Consider the following 21,500-nt stretch of genomic DNA (forward strand, 5'->3'; position numbering starts at 1 on the left):
TGTTAATAAAAAGGAAGATAAGATTTGTTCTCTAAGCAAGCTTAAACGAGCTAGTTAGCTCTTTAACAACCTAATATTTTACATTTTATTATCCTCATAGGGATAGTCTGCCCTTTTTTAGGTCACTTTATTACTAATAATCCTAATTTTCCTATTTTTTCATCTCTAATTAATATTCACTTTTTAAAAGATCAATTATGCTCATCTCTAGATAATAATATAATAAGAGCTAACTAAAAAAATATTTAGTTAGCTTGCTTACGATTATGTTTTTTTACTTCCAAAGTATGTCTTGAGGCATAACTTCAAGGATATTATTTAAAAGAGGCACTAAAGTTTCTCTTTTTACATTTGATGAAGAAATTAATTGTTTAAATTTTCTACTACCAGGTTGACCTTGGAATAAGCTTTGAAGTGGAGCAGCTAGTGAGTGAACATTACTTCCTCTTTCAAGCTCTTCTTTTACATAAGGAATATAAGATTTAATTATATCACCTCTAGAAATAGGCTTTATATTTTCATCATTAAGTTTATTTAAGTTAGCTAAAAGATAGCAATCTTCGTATGAGGCCCTACCTATCATAACTCCATCAACCTTAGTAAGTGCATCTTTAATTGAATCTAATGTCTTAAAGCCGCCGTTAATTTCAATATTTAAATAATTAAAGTCATTTTTAAGTTTATATACCATCTCATAATCTAGAGGAGGAATCTCTCTATTATCTTTTGGGCTTAAGCCTTTCAATATAGCAGAACGAGCATGAACTGTATATCTGTCTGGTTTTGCTTTAGAAACTGTATCTAAGAAGTCCAATAAATCTTCATAGCCTTCCATTATTATTTTGCTATTATTATCAGTAATAACTCCAGTTCCATCAATACCAATTCTGTGTTTAATAGTTACAGGTTTATTTGTTGCTTCCTTCATAGCAGAAAGAATTTCATAGACTAAGTTTTTGTCAGACATTAAAGCAGCACCCATTAAGTTTCCTGAAACTCTATCAGATGGACAGCCACAATTTAAATTTATCTCAGTATAATTAAAACCTTCCGCAAGCTTTAAAGCTTTATAGGCATCTTCAGCATTAGATGCTGCTATTTGTAAAGCTACAGGACCTTCTTCTTTTCTAAAATATAATATTTTATCTAAGTCACCATTTATTATTGCTTGAGCTGTAACCATTTCAGTATAAAGTAGAGCTTCTTTATTCATGATTCTGCAAAAATATCTAAAATGCCTATGAGACTTATCAACCATAGGAGCAATACTAATTTTAGGGGTAGGTATATTTGAAGTATATTTTTCCATCTTTTGTTTCCTTTCTTTTATCAGATTATTTATGATTTATTATATCACATTAAAATATTCATAATAATAAATTAAGCTTTCGCAATAATTACCATTATATATATTGAAAGAAAGGGATAATTAGTAGCAAAGTGACAATATCAAAGTTAGTGTATATAATTATAAGTGACAAAATGAAAGGTAAGGAGTCTTAATATGGGTGAGAGAAAAAATAAAGCAATAGAATTACACAGCAATAGATACACTTGCTCACAAGCTGTAGCATGTGCCTTTTGTGATTTAGTAGATGTTGATGATGAAACTATGAAAAGTATAGTTAGAAAGTATAGTGGTGGGGCGTACAAGGTATGTGGAGCCGTTATGGGAGCTTATGTTATAGTGAATTATTTAAAAGGTAATATAAATCCTGATAATCCAGCAGAGTGGATTAAAGAAGATGAGGAACTTTTACATGAGATTGAGAGAAGATTTAAGGAGAAAAATACTTCTGTAATGTGCAAGGACTTAAAGGGTATTACAACAGGAAATGTATTACGTTCTTGCAGAGGGTGTGTAGAAGATGCAGCTGAAATACTAGAAGAACTTTTAGCAGAATAGAAATAAAGTGCGAAGCACTTTGGACAAAAGTTTGACTTCGTCAAAGTCCAAGATATCGCTTTGTGATGGCCAAGAGATTTACAATATCCATGAGTAATAATTTAGAATTAAAGGAGCCATTGGATATTTACGAAGTAAATCTCTTGGACTGCCGTAGGCACTCTTGGACTCGACGAAGTCGACTTTGGGACTGTGCACTTAGTATGCAATTTATTTATTCTGCTACTGGTATAAATTTGAATTTTTCAACATCAAATATACCTTTATCAGTAATTTTTAGTGAAGGAATTACTGGAAGTGCTAGGAATGATAAAGTTAAAAATGGATTAAAATCTATATCTGGAGAGATTATGTCTATAGCATCATGAAGCTTAGCTAAGTCTTGAATAACTTCTTCAGCTTTTCTACCTGTAATTACTCCACCAATTTCAAGTTTTATAGAAGAGAGTACGTTCCCATTTTGAACTACAATTATTCCTCCACCTAATTTCTTTAATTCTTCTACTGCAAAGATCATATCTGAATCATTAGTTCCAGCAACTATTAAATTATGAGAGTCATGAGTAATAGTTGTTGCAATAGCTCCAGAGTTTAATTTAAGGCCTTTTAATACTCCTAGACCAATATTTCCAGTGTTATTATGTCTTTCCATTACAGAAACCTTTAATAGGTCATTTTCATCTACTAGCGGAGTAAACTCATCTTTTAAATTTAAACTATCTATTTTAATCTTTAAATGATTGCTCTCTAATTTATTAGGAATTAGCTCTATTACATTTATAAAGTCTTTATTACTTATATCTATTTTTAAGTCTTCAGATGTTAACTCTTTTATATTCATTGCTGTTGGAAGATTTACTTCTTCAACAATTTCATCAGGCATATTAAATAATTCGTTGTTTTTAACAACAAGAGTTCCATTCTTATAAACTGATTCTATTGAGAAATCTTCTAAGCTATCTAATATCAAGAAATCAGCAACATAACCAGGGGCTATAGCACCTTTATTTCTTAAGTTGTAGCATTCTGAAGGATTTAGAGTAGCCATTTGAATCGCTATTTCAGATTTTAAACCATTGTTTACACAAAGCTTTATTGAATTATCAATACTTCCATTCATAACTAAATCATCTATATGCTTATCATCAGTGCAAAGGCAAAGACGTCTACTATTAAAAATTGAAGCTCCGTGAACTAAGTCCTTTAAATTTTTAGCAACAGTACCTTCTCTTATAAGCACGTACATTCCACGTCTAACCTTTTCTATTAATTCCTCATAAGTAACACTTTCGTGGTCAGTTCTAATATTAGCAGTAGCATAGATATTAATCATGTCATTATTAAAACCAGCACAGTGACCATCTATTACACCATTATTCTCCTTAGCATCCCAAAGCTTTTGAATCATATCTTCTTCACAGTTTAAAACTGCAGGATAATTCATAACTTCTGCTAATCCAAGAATGTTTTTATTTTTATAGTATGGCTTTAAATCTGAACTATTTAATATAGCACCAGAGTTTTCAAAAGATGTAGCTGGTACACAGGATGAAAGCATAAAGTAAAAGTCAAAAGGTATATCCTTGCTAGAATTAATCATGAAATCAATACCTTTTTTGCCAAATACATTTGCAATTTCATGAGGGTCTATAACCATAGAAGTAATACCATGACGTAATGCACATTTATAATATTCCTTTGGAGTAAGTAGTGATGATTCGATATGAGCATGACTATCTATAAGGCTTGGACATATATATTTACCTGTACCATCAATCTCAGTAGTACCAGAGTATTCTCCTAATCCAACTATATATCCATTAGATATTCCAACATCAGAAATGAAAGTAGAACATTGAAAAACATCTACAACAGTAATATTTTTAATAACTAAATCGCAAGGTCTTCTTTTAGCTGAAGACTCAATCGTTTTTACAAATAAATCTTTATTCATTAAATCCACCTCGTAAATTATTCTTAACCTTCGTGGATCCAGAGACTTCATAGTTATATCATTTACGGTGATATAGTAGAGACGCTTAAACCTTATTATTAAGCTTATACGAAGGTTATTGTTAACCATTATATTCAGATAAGAAATTAATGTCAAAGAAAAATTAAAAAAAAATATCCACGATTAATAATATATATTCAAAAAAATGTGAATATATAATAAGTTAAACGGTTTCTTAAAAGAATATTTTAAATTAAGAAAAATAATAGGAAATGTCTAACTTTGAAAAAGTATCATAAAAGTTATATTATAAAATATGTGCGAAAAAATATAGGGGATATAAATAGCACAGATAAAATTTAGTAAGAGGTGCGGATATGTATTCAAAGGAAATTGATAATTTAGCTCATTCTGCAGAAGTGAAAATTGGACTGTATAAAGACAGTAAGTTAAAGTACATAGTAGCAGCAATGATGGGAAGTTTCTTAGTAAGCTTAGGAATTATGCTAATTTATTCTATAGGTGGAATTATGCATCATGCAGGAAATGAAACTTATAAGATATTAATGGGAGCTTCATTTGGTGTTGCTTTAAGTCTTGTATTCATGGCTGGTGGAGATCTTTTTACAAGTAATGCAATGATTATGACTGTGGGAGCCTTAAAAAAGAAAGTTACATGGTTAGATGCAGTTAGAATATGGATTGCAGTTTGGATTGGTAATCTCTTAGGCGGGATTATGGGGGCATTCTTATATGTACAAGCTGGTCTTGCTACAGGGAAAAGTGAATATATTGGAGAGTTTATAGTAAGCAATGTTTCTGCTAAAATGGCAACTCCAGGAATGCAATTATTTTTAAGAGGATTATTATGTAACGTTTTAGTATGTCTTGCAACTTGGATGTGTTACAAGTTAAAAGAGGAAACTGCTAAGATTTTAATGATATTTTGGTGTTTATTTACGTTCATAACAGCAGGATTTGAACATAGTGTTGCTAATATGGGATTCCTAGCTATGGGGTTAATGTTACCTCATGGAGTTGATGTTAACATTATGGGATATATACATAATATAGGTTGGGTTTCACTTGGAAACTTTGTTGGTGGAATATTGTTTGTAGGATTACCATATTACTTTATAAGTATGAAGAAAAAAGAAAAATAAAATAAATATAAAAGAAAATGACTGTATGCAATAAAAGCAACAGTCATTTTCTTTTATATTTATCTTCTTGTGTTATCGAAGCTTGGTGGTGTAGGATTAGGGTTATCAAAATGTCTTCCAGGAGATGAAAGATCAAAATATAATTTAGAATCTTCTGTAACACCAAAATCATGGTTAGATCCAGTATCTTTAACTTTATTTAATGCCTCTCTAAATAAAGCATTATGAGCTTCTTCTCTATTTAAAAGGAAGTCTATAGTTTCTCTTACATGTTTATCATAAATTTGTCTATATAAGTACTCATAAACTGTTTTAGCTCTTTGTTCAGAAGCAATATTAGAAAGTAAATCAGCTACTAAATCACCAGTTACAGTAACGTAGTTTGCAGTCCAAGGAGCTCCAGATGAATTAACTAGTCCTGGAGTTAAACCAAACATAACATGAGTTTGAATTTCTCCAACGTCTACTCTTTTATAATCAACATCATGACCGTTTAGCAGATTGATAGTTTGAGCAACCATTTCCATGTGACTTAACTCTTCTGCGCCGATGTCTAAAAATAAATCTTTAATTGCAGGGTCTTTAATTCTAAAGCTTTGAGATATATATTGCATAGCAGCTTTAAGCTCACCATTACCTCCACCAAGTTGTTCTTGCATAAGAACAGCATATTGAGGATTGGGTTTTTCAATTTTTACTTCATGTAATAATTTTTTTTCATGTTTAAACATAAGATTATCAGCTCCTAAATTTATATTTTATATATCAATAATTAGTATTCTCATAAGAAATATTTTTATGTAGAAGCATCTCATAATAGATGAGCTGCAAAATGATTCATAAAAAATAAAGTTGACTAAAATAGTATGGATTGATATTGACAAATAATCATTATTAATAGATAATTATTATGAAAATAGAATTTAATAGGAGGACTTAAAAAATGAGAGCATTTGTAGATGAAAATACTTGCATAAGCTGTGGTTTATGTGAAGGATTATGCAGTGATGTATTCTCACTAGATACTGGAGTTGCAGTAGCTATAGAAGGTGAAGTAGAATCAGGATTAGAAGATTCAGTTAGAGAAGCTTGTGATGGATGTCCTGTACAAGCTATATCAATAGAAGAATAAGATTTGGAGGTATTATAAATGTCAAAAGTATGTCTATGTAGAGGAATAACAGAAGAACAAATCGTTGAAGCGGTAAAGAATGGAGCTACTTCTTTTGAAGAAGTTAAAGAAGCTACTGGTGCAGGTGCTGGTGGATGCCGTGGTGGAAGATGTAAAGGTAAGATTGAATTAATAATCGAAAATAATAAATAGTAATTTACATAAAGACTAATTTAACTTTTAAAGAAAGTTAAATTAGTCTTTTTTCTATAAGAATAGATAAGATACTAATTATATAAAAGATATAATTTCTCCAAAATATTTATAAATTATGAATATGATATTAATAATAGTTAACTTCATTGTAGAAGGAAAATAAGTATTGTATACTTAAATATGTCGTATGATAAAGTTATGCATGGAGGGGAAACTTATGAGTAATTACATTGAATTTAAAGATGTAAAAAAGGTATATAAAATGGGTGAGGTTGAAATTGAAGCGTTAAGTGGTGTAAACTTTTCCGTTGATAAAGGTGAATTTGTTGTAGTTGCAGGTGCTAGTGGAGCTGGTAAGAGTACTATACTAAATATTTTAGGGGGAATGGATACTGTATCATCTGGTAAGGTAATAGTAGATAACAATGAGGTAAGTAAATATTCTCAAAAAGAACTAGTTACTTATAGAAGAGATGATATAGGATTCGTGTTTCAATTTTATAATCTAGTTCAAAATTTAACTGTAAGAGAAAATGTTGAACTTGCAATTCAAATTTGTAAGAACCCTCTTGATATAGATAAAGTTCTAGATGCAGTTGGATTAAGTGAGAGAAAAAATAACTTTCCATCTCAGCTATCTGGTGGAGAACAACAAAGAGTTGCTATAGCTAGAGCATTAGCTAAAAATCCTAAATTGTTACTTTGTGATGAGCCAACAGGAGCATTAGATTACAATACAGGAAAAGCGATATTAAAGCTTCTTCAAGATACTTGTAGAGAACAAGGAATGACGGTTATTATAATTACTCATAATTTAGCCTTAACGCCGATGGGAGATAAAATCATCGAAATTAAGAGTGGTAAAGTAAAAAGAATGAGTATAAATGAAAATCCTGTCCCAGTGGAAAGGATTGAGTGGTAAAAATGAAAAATGCATTATGGAAAGATATATTTAGAGATATCAAGAAGACTAAAGGTAGATTTATTTCTATTGTATCTATTATTGCATTAGGAGTAATGCTTTTTACAGGAGTTAAGATAGCTCCATTAGATATGAAAGGATCTGCTGACAAATATTATGATGATTATAACTTAATGGATTTAAGAATAATATCAACATTAGGATTAACAGATGAAGATGTAAAAGATATAAAGAAAATAGATGGTGTATTAGGAGCATATCCTGAATATACAATGGATGCTTTAACAAAGGTAGGAAATGATGAATTTGTTATTAGAGTTCAAAGTATGCCTATATCTAATTTAAGTGATAGTAATGATGACTATATTAATAGATTAAATGTAGTTGAGGGAAGATTGCCAGAAAAATCTGGAGAGTGTGTTGTTGCTAAAGGAAAGTTTAAAGATGGAAAAATTAATATTGGAGATACGCTATCTTTAAAGTCAGGAAAAGAAGAAGATATAACTAATTCTTTAAATGTCAAAGAGTATAAAGTAGTAGGTATTATAGAAACACCATATTATTTATCTGACCAAATTGGTAGTACAACTATTGGTAGTGGAAGTGTTAGTACATTTATGTATATTCCAGAATCAGATTTTAATATGGAGGTATATACAGATATATACGTCACTGTAAGAGATGCAAAGGAGCTTAATTCATATAAAGATGAATATTTTGATGTAGTAGATAAAGTTAAAGAAGCTATTGAAGATAAATCAGACGTAATAGTTGATAGAAGATACAACGAGATAAAAGATGTAGCTATTGAAGAATTAAATAAAGGTAAAAAAGAATATGAAGAAAAGAAGGCTGAAGTAGAAAAGCAGTTAAGTGATGCTAAATCTCAAATTGAAGATACAAAGATTCAATTATTAAATGCAGAAACTGAAATAGATAATAAAGAGGAAGAGTTAAATACAATGATAGCTAATGGTGAATCTCAATTAGCTAGTGGAGAATCCGAATTAATTAAGAAAGAAGCGGAGTATGAAGCTGGATTAAAAGTATTCAATTATGCTAAAGCAACAGCAGAAGAAGGCTTTAATCAAGCTGAAGCAGCTTTAGTAGAAGCTGAAAATAAAATAGCGATTTTGGTTGAAAAAAAATCTGAGATTGAGAATAAGTTGAATGATCCTAACATTAGTGAAGTAGAAAAAATAATGTTAGAAACTGCATTATCAGCTATAGACCTTATTGTTACAAATTCTTTAGATAAAATAAATACAGGTAGAGCAGAGCTAGAAAGTAAAAAGGCAGAGTTTTATAATCAAGAACAGGCATTAGCAGATGCAAAGATTCAGTTAGATACTGCAAGAGCTACATTAGATGCAACAAGAGCAACACTTCAAAGTGCAAAGAGCGAAGGTGTAATCCAGCTATCAAATGCTAGAGTAGAAGTAGAAAATGGTAAAGTTCAATTGGCAGAGGGTGAAGCTGAGTACGAGAAAAATAAAGCGCTTGCAGACGAAGAACTCTTAAAAGCAGAAGAAAAGCTTAAAGATGCAGAAAATCAAATAAATAAAATAGAAAAACCAAGTCTTTATATATTAGATAGAAATTCTCATTATTCATATGTTGATTATGAAAATAGTGCAAATAGTATAGATAAGGTATCAAATGTATTTCCTGTATTCTTTTTAGTAGTAGCTGCATTAGTATGTTTAACTACTATGACAAGAATGGTAGATGAACAAAGAATAAATATTGGTACTATGAAAGCTCTTGGATACAGTAATGGAAATATAGCAAAGAAATTTATTGTATATGCTTTATTAGCAAGTTTAATAGGATCAGTTTTAGGTATCATAGTAGGCTTTACATTTTTACCAAAAGTAATATATGATGCGTATAATATTATGTATATAATGCCTCCTATGACTTTCTTTACAGATATTCCGCTAGCAATTATAACAGCAGTTGTTGCAGTTGGATTAACTACATTAGTTACTTATTCTGCATGTAGGATTGAACTTAGAGAGACACCTTCAGTTCTTATGAGGCCAAAAGCTCCTAAGGAAGGAAAAAGAATATTACTAGAAAGAATACCTTTTATATGGAATAGATTTAATTTTACTGGAAAGGTTACAATCAGAAATATATTTAGATATAAAAAGAGATTTTTGATGACTGTAATAGGTATTGCAGGAAGTACAGCTTTATTACTTGCAGGACTTGGATTAAAAGATTCCATAAAAACTGTAGTAGAAAAGCAATTTGGAGTAATAAATAAGTATGATATATCAGTTAATTTAGAAAATAATATAAATACTCTTAAGAAAAATGATTTAACATCTTATATTAATAATCAAAAGGATATTAAAGATTTATTATTTGTTAAAGGTGAGATGTGTAAGATTGAAGCTAATGATGTAAGTAAAGATTTAGATGTTATAGTCCCAGAAGATATAAATGCATTTGATAAATTTGTTCATCTTCAAAATAGAACTTCTGGAGAAGCAATAGAGTTAGATGATGATGGAATAGCTATTACAGAAAAGATTGCGAAGACGCTTGGTGTAAAAGTTGGAGATAAAATAACTATAACTAACAGTAATGATGTAACAGGAACTGCTAAGGTAGCATCAATAGTAGAAAACTATATACAACACTATATTTATATGACTCCTGATTATTATGAAAAAGTATTTGATAGAAAAGCTACTCCAGATGAAGTTTATATTATATTAAATAACTCTACTAGTGAAGTGGCTGATGCTGTATCTAGTGGATTAGTAAATCAGGATGGTGTATCAGGAGTTGTAAGTAATACTGGAGTAAGAGACAATTTTAATAACACTATAGAATCTTTAGATTTTATTGTATTAATAATGATTATATTTGCTGGTGCATTATCATTTATAGTTCTATATAATCTTACAAATGTTAATATTTCAGAGCGTATTAGGGAAATAGCTACAATAAAAGTTTTAGGGTTCTATGATAAAGAAGTAGAAGCTTATATATTCAGAGAAAATGTATTATTAACAATAGTTGGAATGTTTGCAGGACTAATACTTGGTGTAGTATTGCATCAATTTATTATGGTTACTGTAGAAATGGATTATGTAATGTTTGGTAGAAGTATTAATACAATTAGCTATGTATATGCAGGATTACTAACAGTAGGATTTGCATTATTAGTAAACTGGGCAATGTACTTTAAACTTAAAAAGGTACAAATGGTAGAATCATTAAAGTCAGTAGACTAAAATAAAAAAGTTGCTTTAATAGCAACTTTTTTATTTTAATTTTTAAACTTCAAAAATCCAGCCTTCCGGTCCTTCAATATCACCAAATTGTATTCCACAAAGGATTCTATAAAGTTCTTTTATTACAGGACCAACTTCTGTTTCACTATAGAATACGTGAAGGTGACCATTATATTCAATACCACCAATTGGAGTTATTACAGCAGCAGTTCCACAAGCTCCAGCTTCTTTAAATTCATCTAGATTATCTATTGGAATGTTCCTTTCATAAACCTTAATACCTAAGTAATGTTCGGCAATATGCATTAATGAATACTTGGTTATACTTGGAAGTATAGAAGATGACTTTGGAGTAACAAATTCATTGTTTCTAGTTATTCCAAAGAAGTTAGCAGCCCCAACTTCATCAATATTTTTTCTAGTTGCAGGGTCTAGATATATACAATCTGCAAAACCTCTATCAACAGCTACTTTATGAGGTTGAAGAGATGCAGCATAGTTTCCACCTACTTTGTTAGCTCCAGTACCATGTGGAGCAGCTCTATCATAGTCAGCAATCATAAAGTTACATGGAGTCATACCACCCTTAAAATAATTACCTACAGGTAAGCAGAATACAACGAATATATATTCCGTTGCAGGTTTAACACCTATATTATCACCTACTCCGATTACGAAAGGTCTTAAGTATAAGGTCCCACCAGTACCATAAGGTGGTACAAAGTGCTCATTTGCTTTTACTACTTGCTTACAAGCATCTATAAACTTATCTACAGGTATTTTAGGCATAAGTAACTTACTTAAGCTGTTATTCATTCTTTTAGCATTTTCATCAGGTCTAAACAATTGTATTTTTCCTGATTTTGTTCTGTAGGCTTTTAGTCCTTCAAAACATTGTTGTCCATAGTGTAATGCAGTTGATGCTTCGCTTATTGTTAACATATTATCTTCTATAAGATTGCCGTCATCCCATTTTCCATCCTTCCAATATGAAATGTAACGATAGTCAGTTTTAATATAATTAAATCCAAGATTGCCCCAATCAATGTTTACAGTTTTATTCATTTAAATCGCCCCTTTATTTATTTTATTCATCATTTTATCATTAATAACGAATAAGCGAAATATTAACATAAAAGTATTTATTTATACAAAATTATACTGACTATATGATAAAAAATACTATATTAATTGAAAAAATATTAAGGGTTTAATATTAGTATATAAAGAATAGAGAAATAGAATAACTATATGAGAATTTTATTGAAGAATATGGTACAATAATAAGTGTAAATATGATTTATATCATGGAGGTAAAATTTATGAAGAAAGAAATTATTTCAACAGCAAAAGCCCCATCTGCTATAGGACCTTACTCACAAGGAGTTAAAATTGGTGAGCTAGTTTATACATCAGGTCAAATACCAGTTAATCCTGCAACAGGAGAAATGGAAACAGATATTAAAAAAGCAACTGAAAGATCAATGAATAATGTTAAAGCTATTTTAGAAGAAGCTGGTACATCTTTAGAAAATATAATTAAGACAACTATATTTTTAAAGGATATAAATGACTTTGCAGCAGTAAATGAAGTATATGCAACATTCTTTAATGCAAATCCTCCAGCAAGAAGCTGTGTAGAAGTTGGAAAGCTTCCAAAGGATGCATTAATAGAAATAGAAGCAATAGCACATTTATAAAAAATAAAGCTATATTTATATAGTTAAAGTTTAAATGATAAACTCATTCTCATATTGTAGGATGAGTTTAATTAATAATTAAGAGGGGGTGGAGAAATGGACATATTAGAAATTTACAGTGCTTTAGATGCTTTAGGGATATTTTTAGGAATAGTTTTCATATTTTTATTAGGATTCCTATTATTTGGAGTAATAGTTTATATTTTTACGGGTATAGCTTATTATAAAGCTGCTGAAGTTGAGAGTATACCTAATAATTGGTTAGCTTGGATACCAGTAGGTAATAGTTATATAATGTTAAGATTAGCTGAAAAGAATATGAATTTTTTATTTGTTTTTATTGCATCAATGGCAAGTACTGTTATCAGAAACTTTTTTGATACAGGAGTAATATTTAACCTAATATCATTTGCTATAAGTATAGTATCAATTATTATATCTATACAATGCTATTTAGTTATAGGTAAAAAGTATGAAATAAGTCCAGCTTGGTTCATTGTTGGGTGTTTTATAATACCAGTAATGATTGTTCCAATGGTAATGCTATATAAGAAAGCAAAAAAGATATCTAGAGGTGAAGCTACATTAAATAGCATAGAAAATGATGCAGATAATGAATTTTGATAAAAAAGCCGTATAGGCTTTTTTATTTTTAAAAAATATAGTAAATTATAAAGTTGTATAATATTATATTAATAAGTTTTAAAAAATAAGATACAAATGGAAGGGAAGAAAAATGAAGAAAAGAAAAATTAAATTACTATCAATTTGTGCTACTGCTATACTTTCAGTAGGGCTATTTGCTGGATGTGGCTCTTCAGGATCTAAGCAAGAAATAAATGTTTTAAACTACGGAGCAAATGCAGCAGAAGGTGTATTTGAAGAGTTTGAAAAAGAAACAGGTATAAAAGTTAATGAGACTACTTTTGATGATATGCAGTATATGTATCAAGAGGTGTCTAGTGGTAAGGTAAACTATGATGTAATATTAGTTTCAGATGATATGGCTGAAAAAATGATAAAGGAAGATATGCTTCAAAAAATTAATAAAGATAATATTCCAAACATAGTAAATATGAATGAGGGGGATATGGGTAAACCATATGATCCTAATAATGATTACACAGTACCATATATGAATGGAACAATAGGTTTAATATATAACACTGAAACTGTTGATGAAGATATAACTAGCTGGCAAGCATTATTTGATCCTAAATATAAGGATGAAATATTTATGTTTGATAATATAAGAGATACTATTGGAGTTGCATTAAAGACTTTAGGGTACTCATTAAACTCAACAGATCCTGCTCAATTAGAAGAAGCAAAGGAATTATTAATTAAGCAAAAGCAAGAAGTAAATCCTATTTATGGGGCGGATGAAGTTTTAGACCTAATGAGAAGTGGTGAAAAGAAAATAGCTATGATATGGTCAGGTGAAGGATTAAACTTAGAAGCTGAAGATGGAAAGTTCAAATATGTTATCCCAGTTGAAGGTGCAGACTATTGGCTAGATTCATGGGCTATACCAAAAGATGCAAAGAATGTTGAAGGTGCAGAAAAGTTTATAAACTTTATGTGTGATAAAGATATAGCATTTAGAACTGCTGATGAAATTGGATATACATCTCCACAAAAGCAAGCTATTGATGAACAAGCAGATGAAGTTAAGAATAATCCAAATGCATATATGCCACAAGAGATATTAGATAAATGTGAAGGGTATAAGTATTTAAATCAAGATGAATTAAAATTATATCAAGATGTGTGGATGGAAGTTAAAAACTAACTGCTTATAGCAAAGGGAAAAGGTCAGTATAGAAATTATTCTTAAAAAGTATAATAATAAATGTGAATAAAGTGTTATATATATAGTAGAAATAAATATTTTAGTATATAATATGTATTAAAATTGATTCACTAAGGAGGTTATTATGGATAGGGTAATTGATTTTAATGAATTAAAAAATAAAGTTAACGATAAAGATATAGATAAATTTGAAAGCTATATTTATGATTTATATTATAGAATGGCTGAAGGTAAAATAAATATGGCTGACTTCAATAGAGAGATTTCATCTTATATGGAGAAAAATAATATATCTCAAGATAAATTTATGAAGATACAAGCGAAACTTATGGAGAGATATGGTTTTGATTCAGCAGCATTAGAAGAGCAAATGAAATCATTAGGATTAAATAATATTACTCCTGATGATTATGAAAAAGGCAGAAGAATGATGAGCTTCCAAGAGAAGTATAAATCAAGAATAAAAGTTAGAGCTGCTAGTGAATATTATATTAAAAATGAAAAAAATAATATAAATATTTGGCTTGAAGATGTAGATGTAATTATAAGAAGTGAAGGTAAAATTGATTTAACTGATGTTGAGTTAAATGAATTCCTATGCTCATATAAAAAAGTTGTAGATGAAAGAAGTTTAAAAATATCTATTTGTGAAAACACAAAGGAATATGATTACTAAAACTTACAACAACTTTCTATTTATTTTAAAATAATTTAAGGTATAATAAATAAGGTGTGATTATAAATCACTCCTTATTTTTAATTAGAGATGAATAAGTTAAATATACTGGGGGATGAAAGATGAGCGTTTTAACAGTTAAAAATATAAGTCATGGATTCGGTGACAGAGCTATTTTTGAAGATGTATCATTTAGATTACTTAAAGGTGAGCACGTAGGACTTATAGGTGCAAACGGAGAAGGTAAATCTACGTTTATGAATATAATAACAAGTAAGTTAATGCCAGATGAAGGGCAAGTTATTTGGAGTAACAGAGTTAGAGTTGGTTATATGGATCAACATGCAGAGCTTGAAAAGGGACTTACAATAAGAGATGTATTAAGAAGTGCATTCCAATACCTATTTGATATGGAAGCTGAAATGAATGAGCTTTATGGAAGAATGGGAGAAATGGAAGAAGATGAAATGAATAAAGCTCTTGAAAGAACAGCTGTTATTCAAGATATGTTAGATAATAATGGATTTTATGTTATAGATGCTAAAGCTGAAGAAGTTGCTAAGGGGTTAGGTCTTTTAGATGTTGGTTTAGATAGAGATGTAACTGAACTTAGTGGTGGTCAAAGAACTAAAGTATTATTAGGGAAATTATTACTTGAAACTCCTGATATATTACTTCTTGACGAGCCTACAAACTACTTAGATGAAGCTCATATTGAATGGTTAAAGAGATTTTTACAAAACTATGATAATGCATTTATCCTTATATCACATGATATTCCATTCTTAAATTCAGTAATTAACTTAATTTATCATGTGGAAAATAGAAAACTTACTAGATATGTTGGAGATTACTATGAATTCCAAAGAATATACGAAGCTAACAAAGCTCAATTAGAAGCTGCATATGAAAGACAACAACAAGAAGTTGCTCAACTTAAAGATTTCGTTGCTAGAAATAAAGCAAGAGTTGCAACAAGTGGTATGGCTAAGGCTAGACAAAAGAAACTTGATAAGATGGAAATGATTGAGCTTGCAGCAGAAAAACCAAAGCCAGAGTTTAACTTTAAACAAGGAAGAACTTCAGGAAAGGTTATCTTCGAAACTAAAGATTTAGTAATTGGATATAATGATCCATTAACTAAGCCATTAAATCTTTATATGGAAAGAGGACAAAAAATTGCTCTTGTAGGAGCTAATGGTCTTGGTAAGACAACATTACTTAAGAGCTTAATGGGTAAAATACCAGCATTAAGCGGTGATGTACATTTAGGAGATTATCAACAAATAGGTTACTTCGAGCAAGAAATTAAAGAAGCTAACTATAACACATGTATTGAAGAAGTATGGGAACAATTCCCTTCAAAAACTCAATACGAAATAAGATCAGCACTTGCAAAGTGTGGATTAACTACTAAACATATTGAAAGTAAAGTATGTGTATTAAGTGGGGGAGAGCAAGCTAAGGTTAGACTTTGTAAGCTTATAAATGAAGAAACAAATATACTAATCCTTGACGAGCCTACTAACCATTTAGATGTAGAAGCTAAAGAAGAATTAAAGAGAGCTTTAAGAGAATATAAAGGAAGTATATTACTAGTATGCCACGAACCAGAATTCTATAGAGATGTTGTAACAGATATATGGAACTGTGAGGAGTGGACAACAAAAGTTGTATAGTAGTACTAAAAAAATTTATAAAGTATATTGATGTTTTTTAGTTGCATTATATGAACAAAAATTACTGATTTGGAGTATAATATAATAAAATTTTTATTGGAGAGAAATATGTTAAGTAGTCAAAGATATATTACTTTATCATTAGAATTACATTTGTTTTTTGCACGAATAATGAAGGAGCATTCTATTTTCTTGGAGGCAGGATTTACACCTAAGAATAGTAAACTTTCTAAGGAAGCAGATGAGTACAAAATAAAGTTTGAGAAGTTACTATTAGATACAGTTAAGGTAAGTGAAGGAGTAAATATAGAATCCGTAATAAATTCTGGAGAAATATTTACTAAATATACTTTAAGTGCGGAAAAAAAGACACAGTATTATACGGCAATAAATATAAATTTTAAGATAACCTCAATGGAACAAGAGTTAAAGTGCAAAAATAAAATTGATTTTGATAATAAAACAGTTAAGTATGTGAAACAACTTAATAATAGAGGGATAAAATTGCTAGATGGGCTCATAGATTTAAAAAAGAGAATTTTAGATGGAATGTTATGTTGTGAATTATTTACATTAAATTATCCTTTACTAATTGAACATATAATACGTGAGGCTGAATTATATCGTTCATATATAAAATTACTTGAGAATGGTGATGATATTGAGGATTTTAATAATTCAGAGGTTAGAAAGAGTGAATTATTTTGGGATCAAATTATGATTGAACATACTTTATTTATTCGAGGATTACTTGATCCTAGCGAAAATGAATTAATAGATACTTCAGAAAAGTTTGCAGATGATTATAGTGAGTTAATTAAAAAAGCAAGTGATATGACTGATATGACAATGTCTAGTATTACAAATGATACATTAGTAGAGACAACTAAGTTAAAAGAGTTTAAGGAAGCTGGTGCAGGAGGAATACTTGATTGTAAAATAAAATCTATAATATTACCACTTCTTGCTGACCATGTATTAAGGGAAGCTAATCATTATATAAGACTGTTAAATAATTATAAAAAATAACAAATTACATTATGGAATATGATATGCTATACCACATTTGGTGACAAAATATATAGAGTTTTTTATTATTTTGAATTTTATAATAATTATATATTTAGTAAGAAAATAGCTAGCAAATTTGCTAGCTATTATTTATATATAGGATAATCATTAAATTTGTACATTTCTTTTCTCCATGTATGTAGTCTTTCCCATGTTGGCTCTACCCCTAATGCTTTACATACTTTTATGAAATCACCTAAAATATATATACTCATTTAAAAACTCTCCTTTACAATTAAGCATTTTATTTATATATCTATAGTTATGTTTACTAGAAAGAAAATATGATTATTTAATATAAAAAATAATAATTAAATAAAATAAATTAATTTATGAGAAAAATAGCTATTTGAATTTTATATAGTTATATAAATTAGGGGTAAATAATACAGGGGATAATTACCTTTAACATGATTTATAAAAGTTGTTATAATAATGTCTAAACAAAAGATAGGATATAAGTTGTTTCTATTTGAAAAGATACATTATAAATTATAGTATGGAGATGGTAATATGGAACATTATAAGATTTTAGGCGTTGATGAAAATGCCACTATGGAAGAAATAAAAGAGGCATATGATAATAAGGTAAAGCAATTTAAAGAAGAGATTAAAGATGAAAGAAGAGCAAAGAAATTTATAGAAGTATTTGATAAAGCTTATGAAGAAATAAAATTAGAAAGAGAAAAAAATCAGAATCAAAAAACTATGATTATAGATTTTAAAGGTACTGATTCAATACAGGAGTTAAAAGATGATTTAGATAAAAGTGAAGAAAATTTTCAGTGTAGTATTGAGGGGGAGGAATTTGATGAGAGTGAAGAAAGAAGTATAGTAACTAAAGAAAAAAGGAAATCAAACTCAAAAATATCATCAGCAAAAAAGGGGAAAAGTAATAATAAGAAGTCGTCAAAGACTAAAGACAAAGATGTAGAGCATGAGAAAACTATGAAAAAAGCTAATAAGAAGGTAGTAGTTAAGAATAGAAAAGAATCGTCTACGATAGCTAAAGCAATTAAATTACCATTTAAACTATTAGCAATACCAGTAATAGTTGTATTAACAATAATTTTATTCTTATGTAAAATATTAAACTTAATATCTTGGGTTGCATCTAAGGTTATAATAATAGCTTCAATAGCAGGTGCTTCTATTCATGGATATCAAATTTACATTGGACATGCTGTGCAGTATAAGATATTTATTTTATGTGCTATAGGTTTTATAGTTTCTTTATTTTTACCTTCTATATTAAGAGTTCTTCCAAGAATTTTAGAAGGAATAAACAATAGATTAAAAAGGTTTGTTTTTTAGGTAGAATATAACTAATAATGTATTTGGATGTTTAATATAATAAAGTGAAAGAATTAATTTAAAATTGGAGTTAATATGGTCATTACACCTGGGATTAAGAACTTAGATTATGAGTATGTAGATGGAGTTAAACATTTTACTTTAATTGCTGAAGAAGTTACTCTTGAACTTATTAAAGGGTTATATGTAAAAGCATGGGGATATAATGGATCTGTGCCAGGTCCTACTATAATAGTAAATCAAGGAGATAATGTATGTATAAGGGTAATAAATAAATTACCAGAAAGGACAAGCGTACATTGGCATGGATTAGATGTACCTAATGATATGGATGGAGTACCTCCAATAGAGCCATCACCTTTTATTGAGCCTAACGAATATTTTGATTATAATTTTAAGATCACAAATCCACCAGGAACATATATGTATCATTCTCATGTTAATGTAATGGTTCAAGATAATGCAGGATTATTAGGTGGAATTATTGTTAATGATCCAAAAGATTTAAAAAAGAAGCATTATAAGGATTATTTAATTTTGTTACAGGAGTGGGCGGTGGATAAATTGCCTTGGGCTGATATTGCCCCAGGAACTTACAATTTAACTTTTAAAGTGCCTGAATTTAATTTCTTTACCATGAATGGTAAGTGTTATCCTTTAACTAAACCTCTTCCTGTAAATTTTGGAGATACGGTAAAAGTTAGATTTGGAAATATACAAATGCATCATCATCCGATACATTTGCATGGACATCAGTTTAAAGTAGTAGGAGCAGATGGATTTCCTATAAGAAAAGAAACACAAATTTATAAAAATACAATATTGGTAGCATCAGGTGAAACATGGGATATTGAGTTTATAGCTAAGAATCCTGGTATATGGCCAATGCATTGCCATATGCCACATCACGTTACTAATAATGGAGCACCAGGAGTTGGAGGAATGTTTACCACAGTTAACTATGTAAAATAAATTTTTTAATATAATGGCTAGCTTATTGGCTAGCTATTTTTATATGTAAATTTAATTGTTTAATGTTATTAAGGAGTATTAAAGATTAATTTTCAAAAATTAAAAATCTATTGACTTAGAGTATAGCCTAAGTAGTAATATGGATAAGAATAGAAAAATTTGAAAGATTAATTAGAAGTAATTAAGAGTATATGAAGAGGGGGATGAGAGGTTAATGTTTAAATTTAAAGTAGATTTAATTAGAGATAAAAATATATTGAAAGCTTTAGTATTATTTGCAGTTCCAATATTTATTTCTAACGTATTCCAACAGATGTATAACACAATGGATACGATGATAATAGGTAATGTATTAGGTGATACTTCGTTAGCAGCTATAGGTGCTTGTGGAGCAGTTTATGAGTTGCTTATAGGGTTTGCTTTAGGAATTGGAAATGGATTAAGTATAGTAGTCGCTAGATCTTATGGATCTAAGGATGAGAGGTTACTTAAAAAATCAGTTGCAGGATCTTTAGTTATTGGAGCTATTGTAACAGTAGTTATCATGATTATATCAGGATTATTTTTATATCCGTTATTAGAGTTATTGAATACCCCAGCCAATATTATAAATGAATCATATTCATATATTTCAGTTATTACTTTATTTGTTGGAGTAATGTTTGCATATAACTTATTTGCAGGTTTATTAAGAGCTATAGGTAATAGCGTAATGCCATTAGTATTTTTAATTATTTCATCAGTGATAAATGTAGTTTTAGATTTAATATTTATTACTCAATTTAATATGGGGATTGCTGGAGCAGCAGTGGCTACAGTTATTGCTCAAGGTATATCAGCAATTCTTTGTTTGATTTATATAATAAAGAAATGTCCAATACTTATTCCTAGTAAAGAATGTTTCAAAGTTGAAAAAGATTTATATAAAGAGTTAGCAGGTCAAGGTTTATCAATGGGATTAATGTTATCTATTGTATCAACAGGAACAGTTATATTACAAACTGCAATTAATGGTTTAGGATATTTAACTATAGCAGGGCATACTGCTGCAAGAAAGCTTAATAGCTTCTGTACTATGCCTGTTGCGACTATGAGTTTAGCATTATCTACTTTTGTTTCTCAAAATAAAGGAGCAGAAAAGTATGAAAGAATTCGTAAAGGTGTAAAAGTTGCAAATATAATGGCTATTTGTTGGGGTGCAATAATAACTGTAGCTTTATTATTTAGTGCATCTACTTTAGTAAAAGTGTTATCAGGATCAACTGAACCAACTGTAATTAATAATGGAGCTTTATACTTGATAATTAATGCACCATTTTATGCGATATTAGGTATGCTTTTAAATTTAAGAAATTCTCTTCAAGGATTAGGAAAAAAAGTTGTTCCTTTAGCATCTAGCATAATTGAGTTTTTAGGAAAATGTTTATTTGTAGCATTATTTATACCAAGCCTAAAATATCTTGGAGTTATTATTTGTGAACCAATTATTTGGTGCTTTATGTTATTACAATTATCATATTCATTTTATAAGAATCCATTAATACAAGGTTATAAAAATGGATTAAATACATTAGAACAGGTTAGATAAATAATTATAGAATTAAGAATATAAGGGGGCTGTATCAAAAAAAATTTGATATTTGCCGATAAAGAAAAGGAAGTTCGAATTTGAACTTCCTTTTTTGCGCATAGTAATAATATGAAAAACTTCACAAAAAATGTGATTCCTATGCAACAAATAGGATTTGCATT

General features: G+C 29.2%; 20 protein-coding genes and 1 riboswitch. Of the genes, 15 read left to right on the forward strand and 5 right to left on the reverse strand.

The features are described from left to right. Positions 1 to 274: 274 nt before the first annotated feature. Positions 275 to 1,309: a tRNA dihydrouridine(20/20a) synthase DusA gene (dusA, locus tag H8S10_RS15225; protein WP_186839452.1), complete on the reverse strand. Its 1,035-nt coding sequence runs from the start codon at positions 1,307 to 1,309 to the stop codon at positions 275 to 277. 195 nt (positions 1,310 to 1,504) lie between these two features. Here dusA and H8S10_RS15230 point away from each other — a divergent pair, with 195 nt between their 5' ends. Further along, positions 1,505 to 1,906, forward strand: coding sequence for a C-GCAxxG-C-C family protein (locus H8S10_RS15230; RefSeq protein ID WP_186839453.1), 402 nt, complete (start codon positions 1,505 to 1,507; stop codon positions 1,904 to 1,906). 214 nt (positions 1,907 to 2,120) lie between these two features. On the opposite strand, the gene ade is transcribed toward H8S10_RS15230, so the two are convergent. Then, complete coding sequence (gene ade / locus H8S10_RS15235) at positions 2,121 to 3,860, reverse strand: adenine deaminase (protein WP_186839454.1); 1,740 nt, start codon at positions 3,858 to 3,860, stop codon at positions 2,121 to 2,123. A 30-nt stretch (positions 3,861 to 3,890) separates the two neighbouring features. After that, positions 3,891 to 3,992, reverse strand: a riboswitch (purine riboswitch). A 245-nt stretch (positions 3,993 to 4,237) separates the two neighbouring features. On the opposite strand from ade, the gene H8S10_RS15240 reads away from it, so the two are divergent. Beyond that, positions 4,238 to 5,023 carry a formate/nitrite transporter family protein gene (locus H8S10_RS15240; protein WP_055267730.1) on the forward strand — a complete coding sequence of 262 codons (786 nt, stop codon included), beginning with the start codon at positions 4,238 to 4,240 and terminating at the stop codon, positions 5,021 to 5,023. A gap of 59 nt (positions 5,024 to 5,082) precedes the next feature. On the opposite strand, the gene H8S10_RS15245 is transcribed toward H8S10_RS15240, so the two are convergent. Further along, complete coding sequence (locus H8S10_RS15245) at positions 5,083 to 5,754, reverse strand: manganese catalase family protein (RefSeq protein ID WP_055267732.1); 672 nt, start codon at positions 5,752 to 5,754, stop codon at positions 5,083 to 5,085. A 212-nt stretch (positions 5,755 to 5,966) separates the two neighbouring features. Between H8S10_RS15245 and H8S10_RS15250 the strand changes: the two genes are divergently transcribed. The 4 genes from H8S10_RS15250 (at position 5,967) to H8S10_RS15265 (ending at position 10,523) form a co-directional block, all read left to right on the forward strand. Beyond that, a complete protein-coding gene (locus H8S10_RS15250) occupies positions 5,967 to 6,155 on the forward strand; it encodes a ferredoxin (protein WP_055267734.1) in 189 nt (62 codons plus the stop codon). Between the two features lie 18 nt (positions 6,156 to 6,173). Then, on the forward strand, positions 6,174 to 6,347 hold the full coding sequence (locus H8S10_RS15255; protein WP_055267735.1) for a (2Fe-2S)-binding protein: 174 nt from the start codon (positions 6,174 to 6,176) through the stop codon (positions 6,345 to 6,347). 220 nt (positions 6,348 to 6,567) lie between these two features. After that, complete coding sequence (locus H8S10_RS15260; protein WP_055267737.1) at positions 6,568 to 7,272, forward strand: ABC transporter ATP-binding protein; 705 nt, start codon at positions 6,568 to 6,570, stop codon at positions 7,270 to 7,272. 2 nt (positions 7,273 to 7,274) lie between these two features. Further along, positions 7,275 to 10,523 (forward strand): ABC transporter permease, encoded by a 3,249-nt coding sequence (locus H8S10_RS15265; protein WP_186839455.1) that lies wholly within the window; start codon positions 7,275 to 7,277, stop codon positions 10,521 to 10,523. 42 nt (positions 10,524 to 10,565) lie between these two features. Here H8S10_RS15265 and H8S10_RS15270 read toward each other — a convergent pair whose 3' ends face one another. Continuing rightward, on the reverse strand, positions 10,566 to 11,588 hold the full coding sequence (locus tag H8S10_RS15270; RefSeq protein ID WP_186839456.1) for a branched-chain amino acid aminotransferase: 1,023 nt from the start codon (positions 11,586 to 11,588) through the stop codon (positions 10,566 to 10,568). 257 nt (positions 11,589 to 11,845) lie between these two features. On the opposite strand from H8S10_RS15270, the gene H8S10_RS15275 reads away from it, so the two are divergent. From H8S10_RS15275 to H8S10_RS15300, 6 genes are all read left to right on the forward strand, one after another. Continuing rightward, positions 11,846 to 12,223, forward strand: coding sequence for a RidA family protein (locus tag H8S10_RS15275; protein ID WP_186839457.1), 378 nt, complete (start codon positions 11,846 to 11,848; stop codon positions 12,221 to 12,223). A gap of 96 nt (positions 12,224 to 12,319) precedes the next feature. Then, on the forward strand, positions 12,320 to 12,847 hold the full coding sequence (locus H8S10_RS15280) for a hypothetical protein (protein WP_186839458.1): 528 nt from the start codon (positions 12,320 to 12,322) through the stop codon (positions 12,845 to 12,847). Between the two features lie 112 nt (positions 12,848 to 12,959). Further along, complete coding sequence (locus H8S10_RS15285; protein ID WP_186839459.1) at positions 12,960 to 14,015, forward strand: spermidine/putrescine ABC transporter substrate-binding protein; 1,056 nt, start codon at positions 12,960 to 12,962, stop codon at positions 14,013 to 14,015. A gap of 142 nt (positions 14,016 to 14,157) precedes the next feature. Continuing rightward, positions 14,158 to 14,712: a DUF3867 domain-containing protein gene (locus tag H8S10_RS15290; RefSeq protein WP_055267751.1), complete on the forward strand. Its 555-nt coding sequence runs from the start codon at positions 14,158 to 14,160 to the stop codon at positions 14,710 to 14,712. Positions 14,713 to 14,834: 122 nt separating this feature from the next. Further along, positions 14,835 to 16,391 (forward strand): ABC-F family ATP-binding cassette domain-containing protein, encoded by a 1,557-nt coding sequence (locus H8S10_RS15295; protein ID WP_186839460.1) that lies wholly within the window; start codon positions 14,835 to 14,837, stop codon positions 16,389 to 16,391. A gap of 108 nt (positions 16,392 to 16,499) precedes the next feature. Then, positions 16,500 to 17,420: a DUF2935 domain-containing protein gene (locus H8S10_RS15300; RefSeq protein WP_186839461.1), complete on the forward strand. Its 921-nt coding sequence runs from the start codon at positions 16,500 to 16,502 to the stop codon at positions 17,418 to 17,420. A gap of 128 nt (positions 17,421 to 17,548) precedes the next feature. Here the strand turns inward: H8S10_RS15300 and H8S10_RS18290 are convergent, their stop codons facing one another. Next, a complete protein-coding gene (locus H8S10_RS18290; protein ID WP_269144370.1) occupies positions 17,549 to 17,677 on the reverse strand; it encodes a hypothetical protein in 129 nt (42 codons plus the stop codon). Between the two features lie 298 nt (positions 17,678 to 17,975). Between H8S10_RS18290 and H8S10_RS15305 the strand changes: the two genes are divergently transcribed. The 3 genes from H8S10_RS15305 to H8S10_RS15315 all read left to right on the forward strand — a co-directional run bounded on the left by H8S10_RS15305 (position 17,976) and on the right by H8S10_RS15315 (position 21,336). Further along, positions 17,976 to 18,776 carry a J domain-containing protein gene (locus tag H8S10_RS15305; protein ID WP_186839462.1) on the forward strand — a complete coding sequence of 267 codons (801 nt, stop codon included), beginning with the start codon at positions 17,976 to 17,978 and terminating at the stop codon, positions 18,774 to 18,776. A gap of 75 nt (positions 18,777 to 18,851) precedes the next feature. Next, a complete protein-coding gene (locus H8S10_RS15310) occupies positions 18,852 to 19,748 on the forward strand; it encodes a copper oxidase (RefSeq protein ID WP_186839463.1) in 897 nt (298 codons plus the stop codon). 214 nt (positions 19,749 to 19,962) lie between these two features. Next, a complete protein-coding gene (locus H8S10_RS15315) occupies positions 19,963 to 21,336 on the forward strand; it encodes an MATE family efflux transporter (RefSeq protein ID WP_055267758.1) in 1,374 nt (457 codons plus the stop codon). The last annotated feature ends 164 nt before the right edge of the window (positions 21,337 to 21,500 follow it).

It is taken from the genome of Clostridium sp. NSJ-49 (assembly GCF_014287725.1).
Lineage (GTDB): Bacteria > Bacillota > Clostridia > Clostridiales > Clostridiaceae > Clostridium > Clostridium disporicum_B.

What these genes read in the sequence shown, in the direction of transcription:
- dusA (WP_186839452.1), bottom strand. Translation starts at nt 1,309, where the DNA reads ATGGAAAAATATACTTCAAATATACCTACCCCTAAAATTAGTATTGCT.
- H8S10_RS15230 (WP_186839453.1), top strand. Translation starts at nt 1,505, where the DNA reads ATGGGTGAGAGAAAAAATAAAGCAATAGAATTACACAGCAATAGATAC.
- ade (WP_186839454.1), bottom strand. Translation starts at nt 3,860, where the DNA reads ATGAATAAAGATTTATTTGTAAAAACGATTGAGTCTTCAGCTAAAAGA.
- H8S10_RS15240 (WP_055267730.1), top strand. Translation starts at nt 4,238, where the DNA reads ATGTATTCAAAGGAAATTGATAATTTAGCTCATTCTGCAGAAGTGAAA.
- H8S10_RS15245 (WP_055267732.1), bottom strand. Translation starts at nt 5,754, where the DNA reads ATGTTTAAACATGAAAAAAAATTATTACATGAAGTAAAAATTGAAAAA.
- H8S10_RS15250 (WP_055267734.1), top strand. Translation starts at nt 5,967, where the DNA reads ATGAGAGCATTTGTAGATGAAAATACTTGCATAAGCTGTGGTTTATGT.
- H8S10_RS15255 (WP_055267735.1), top strand. Translation starts at nt 6,174, where the DNA reads ATGTCAAAAGTATGTCTATGTAGAGGAATAACAGAAGAACAAATCGTT.
- H8S10_RS15260 (WP_055267737.1), top strand. Translation starts at nt 6,568, where the DNA reads ATGAGTAATTACATTGAATTTAAAGATGTAAAAAAGGTATATAAAATG.
- H8S10_RS15265 (WP_186839455.1), top strand. Translation starts at nt 7,275, where the DNA reads ATGAAAAATGCATTATGGAAAGATATATTTAGAGATATCAAGAAGACT.
- H8S10_RS15270 (WP_186839456.1), bottom strand. Translation starts at nt 11,588, where the DNA reads ATGAATAAAACTGTAAACATTGATTGGGGCAATCTTGGATTTAATTAT.
- H8S10_RS15275 (WP_186839457.1), top strand. Translation starts at nt 11,846, where the DNA reads ATGAAGAAAGAAATTATTTCAACAGCAAAAGCCCCATCTGCTATAGGA.
- H8S10_RS15280 (WP_186839458.1), top strand. Translation starts at nt 12,320, where the DNA reads ATGGACATATTAGAAATTTACAGTGCTTTAGATGCTTTAGGGATATTT.
- H8S10_RS15285 (WP_186839459.1), top strand. Translation starts at nt 12,960, where the DNA reads ATGAAGAAAAGAAAAATTAAATTACTATCAATTTGTGCTACTGCTATA.
- H8S10_RS15295 (WP_186839460.1), top strand. Translation starts at nt 14,835, where the DNA reads ATGAGCGTTTTAACAGTTAAAAATATAAGTCATGGATTCGGTGACAGA.
- H8S10_RS15300 (WP_186839461.1), top strand. Translation starts at nt 16,500, where the DNA reads ATGTTAAGTAGTCAAAGATATATTACTTTATCATTAGAATTACATTTG.
- H8S10_RS18290 (WP_269144370.1), bottom strand. Translation starts at nt 17,677, where the DNA reads ATGAGTATATATATTTTAGGTGATTTCATAAAAGTATGTAAAGCATTA.
- H8S10_RS15305 (WP_186839462.1), top strand. Translation starts at nt 17,976, where the DNA reads ATGGAACATTATAAGATTTTAGGCGTTGATGAAAATGCCACTATGGAA.
- H8S10_RS15310 (WP_186839463.1), top strand. Translation starts at nt 18,852, where the DNA reads ATGGTCATTACACCTGGGATTAAGAACTTAGATTATGAGTATGTAGAT.
- H8S10_RS15315 (WP_055267758.1), top strand. Translation starts at nt 19,963, where the DNA reads ATGTTTAAATTTAAAGTAGATTTAATTAGAGATAAAAATATATTGAAA.